Genomic DNA, 3,711 nt, shown 5'->3' on the forward strand with positions numbered 1-3,711 from the left:
GGTGGCACACCACAAACAGGTACAACATTCAGCGGATTGGCAGCAGGTACTTATAGTATCCTTGCCCGCAGTACTGCTGGTTGTACTTCATCTGGATCAGCTACGGTTGGCGGCTCTCAGCCATGCCTTACCTATTGCTCTTATACTCAAGGATTCTGGGGTAATAAGAATGGCCTGAAATTGTTGCCAGCATTGTTGACAACGTCAATGACAATTGGCAGAACAGGACATTCATTTACCATTCCTGCAGGTAGTTCTGTAATGCTGAATAATGCAATGCCTGGTGGTACAACGCCAAGAGCATTGGTACAAGGCGATTGTATTATGTCAACTGCAGCCAATGGCTGTTATGTTACCAGCTATTCAACCAAACAGGGAAGGATCAATAATGTATTGTTATCACAAACAATTACTTTGACCCTGAACACAAGGTTGGCAGGTAATCCATTGCTGACATTACCAATTCAGTCAGGTTGCCTGGTTACAGGTATGGGCTCATTCACGATGAACCAAAGTGTTGTAAATTATCTTACATACAATGGTGCTTCCGCAACTGTAGCCGACCTGTTAACTCTCGCAAATGATCTGTTGGGCGGAACAAAAACTCCGGGTGCCAATGTTGGTACACCTTCCAAACCTCGCATTGTACCTTCTTACAGCGATGTAAATGACGTTGTAGATGCTATTAACAATGCCTTTGATGGTTGTACAAGCTTTAAAGGTTACCAAACCTGTGTGACCAGTTCATTGGTTGTATTAGCAAGAGTTGCTCCTCAGGCCAGTACCATTTCCGATCATGTAAAAGTGAGTGCTTATCCAAATCCATACACCGATAAAGTAAGATTTACTATTAAATCTTCTGTATCCGGCCAGGGATCACTGGATGTATTCAACATGGTGGGTCAGAAAGTCAAAACGGTATACCAGGGATATGTACATGCCAACACAGAACAGGTAGTTGAATACCGTGTTCCTGATGTCAGCAGGCAAAACCTGATCTTCGTTATGACGGTCAACGGCGAAAGAGTAACCGGTAAATTGCTAAACGCAAAAGAATAACCGACAGAAAAGCCGACATTTTAAGGATGCCCAATTGGGCATCCTTTTTTTTGATAATTTCTATAGATATGTAAAGCTGCAGACTATACAATGAGTTTTCATTTATTGAGATTACAATTCCTAAGGCGATAAACAGTTTAAATAATAGGATGAATATTGGGATCAATTCATCGCTTGCGTATTATTGCCTGTTATTGTAAAATGGTTATTAATTCCTGGATCCATCTAACGTAATACTTATGGGAGTGGTTCGTCGATATGCATTTAATATCAATATTTAGTATTGGTTTGAATAATGTAATGAGATGAATGCCTAAAGGAAGTGTATTTCTAATCTTGATATGCATTTAAAAAATGCCCTGAAAATCTGAAAATAAAAAAGGCTGCCTTCATTAGAAGGCAGCCTTTTTATTATTAAGTATGATTGAAATTAAAAATTCATCACCAAAAGATTAGAAGAGACTTTAGGTAACAGATCATAATCGATCCAGCCATAACCTGCATCACCCCATGAAGTACCCCACTGGTTGATAACTTTATAGGCATGCTTATTATCATCATAACCACAGATGGCTAGAGCATGATAACCAACTACAGAGCTAAGTGATCTCCATATAAATCCAGGTGTAGCACCATAAAATTCATTGTCAACAGAATATTGCGATACCAAGGGACGATTAGCAACCAGCATGTTTTTAATAGCTGTTACATCAGATGCATAGATCTGAGAGTAAGAGGCAATTCTATAATTGGCAGCTTGTGCTGTTTGCGTACTGTTAGGCATCGATGAACAATCAGTCCATGTATAAGGCATGCTGCTCCAGGTACAAACTCCATTGTTCTTCAGAAAATCAAAGGTTGTAATCAATGCAGACCCCGAGCAGGAGGTAGCACTTGTCTTTGTTTGATTAAATAAATATTCCGGGCTTAAGATATTTGTTGACTGGCTATAGCTTGTTGCACCACTTCTTTTATATGCCTCATAAGAACGGGCATAAACTGCTGCAAATGCTACGCACGATCCTTCACTACCCTGGTTCATTACCGGGGGCATCACCAAAGCATAACTGGAAGGTAAAGTAGTTGGGGGAGGAGGTTGAACCGTAATTGTAGTTTTGATTCCCACAGTAATGTTTGTACTGTTACTATTACCTGCTGCATCCTTTGCAGTAGCAGTAATGATATAATTCCCATCAGCCAATCCACTAGTATTCCAGGAAAAACTGGCAGAAGAAGCAGCAACAGGTCCAAAACTAGTATTTCCGGCAGTGGCACTAATGGAGGTCACTCCAACATTATCTGTACCTGTTATGGAAATAGTTACATTTCCTGAAACAGTAGCGCCGTTTGAGGGGGAAGTGATTGAAACACTAGGAAGAGTAACATCACCGGTGGTTGTTGGTGGTCTGTAAGGTTTGCCCTTTGCGGAAGCCATTAGGGCATTCTGAGGTTCTATATTGCCTTTGGCAAAATCAGAAGAAATGATAAGTGGTACTTTACTCATTTCTTCAGCTTTAACCTGGAGAGCTCCGAAATTTTTTACATACTGCGCTGTCTCTGTCCCGGCTTTTTGATCCGCCGTATTTTTCTGACAGCCCACCCACAAAAGGGAAAGGCCTATCATAGCGGTTAGGAATTGGACTTTACTGTTTTTCATTTGCTGAAAATTTTAGGTTATAAAAAGGTTATGGCTTAAATAAATCAAACTCTTCAATTGACATAGTGCAGAGCTATATGGCGGGTACACCAATGCTCATTGCATACTATGTATGTTTGGCTACACGTAGCCCACATCATTTCACTACCTGGAATCTATATGTTCTTGGGAAAAGCCCGGCTTAATGGTGAATGGTTTTTCTAAGATTAAGATATTGTTCTTTAATTCTACACTCGTCTTATACAAAATTAGAGGGCACTGATAGGTCTTCAAAGTCAAAAGTACTCGATTAAAATAGACAATCCACACAGGTAAAATTACTGCTCGCACAGCGCGCAGTGTAAGCCAAAACTGTGCCGTTATTGCAATACTTAAATACTAATTGATTTGATACAATAATCATATGAAAATCAATAGCTTTTTTAAGAGCTGGAACAATTTTGTGCATAACTTGTACACAACAACTGATCTGTTAAATGTGCTTTTGTATAGAATGTTTTGATCAGGATCAACTATATGGGCTCTGCTTTACAAACTTTATTGGTAATTGTACGAGGTCAGGCTTAAGGTGAATATATATTTTTTCGTTCCCGACACCCGTATTAGCGATTATTCTAATTGATTTGGTAGCAATTATTAACCTCATCAACATGTGATTTCAAGTCTCGCGAAGGATATTGTATTAATGTTTTTCTTATACCTTCTCACAGGCTTCAGACTATCCAGGTACTGGCTACTCCCTACCTGGAATATAGCTGCCCCCTATTTACTCCCTACCTGCGGTATAGATACTGCGTGGTGATCACACAGTATCTATACCGCAGCTATACTGCAGGTAGGGCGTTGGTATACTGTAGATAGGCAGAAGGGTGGGAATATCGAACAGATGAACAATGAATGTCGAATGATGAAGTGGGTTAGGTTGGAGAGGCATGGTTTATAGCTGTCCTGGCATAGGTTGAAAGAGGAATAATGATCAATGAGCAATGCTCAAT

At 40.0% G+C, this 3,711-nt stretch carries 2 protein-coding genes; one reads left to right on the forward strand and one right to left on the reverse strand.

What is annotated here, in order from left to right; translation table 11 throughout:
• A partial coding sequence (locus tag BP74_RS21555; RefSeq protein WP_496377622.1) for a T9SS type A sorting domain-containing protein occupies positions 1–1,059 on the forward strand: 1,059 nt, incomplete at its 5' end.
• A gap of 430 nt (positions 1,060–1,489) precedes the next feature.
• Here the strand turns inward: BP74_RS21555 and BP74_RS21560 are convergent.
• A complete protein-coding gene (locus BP74_RS21560; RefSeq protein ID WP_496377624.1) occupies positions 1,490–2,716 on the reverse strand; it encodes a C1 family peptidase in 1,227 nt (408 codons plus the stop codon).
• Positions 2,717–3,711: the final 995 nt, after the last annotated feature.

It is taken from the genome of Flavisolibacter ginsengiterrae DSM 18136 (assembly GCF_059568575.1).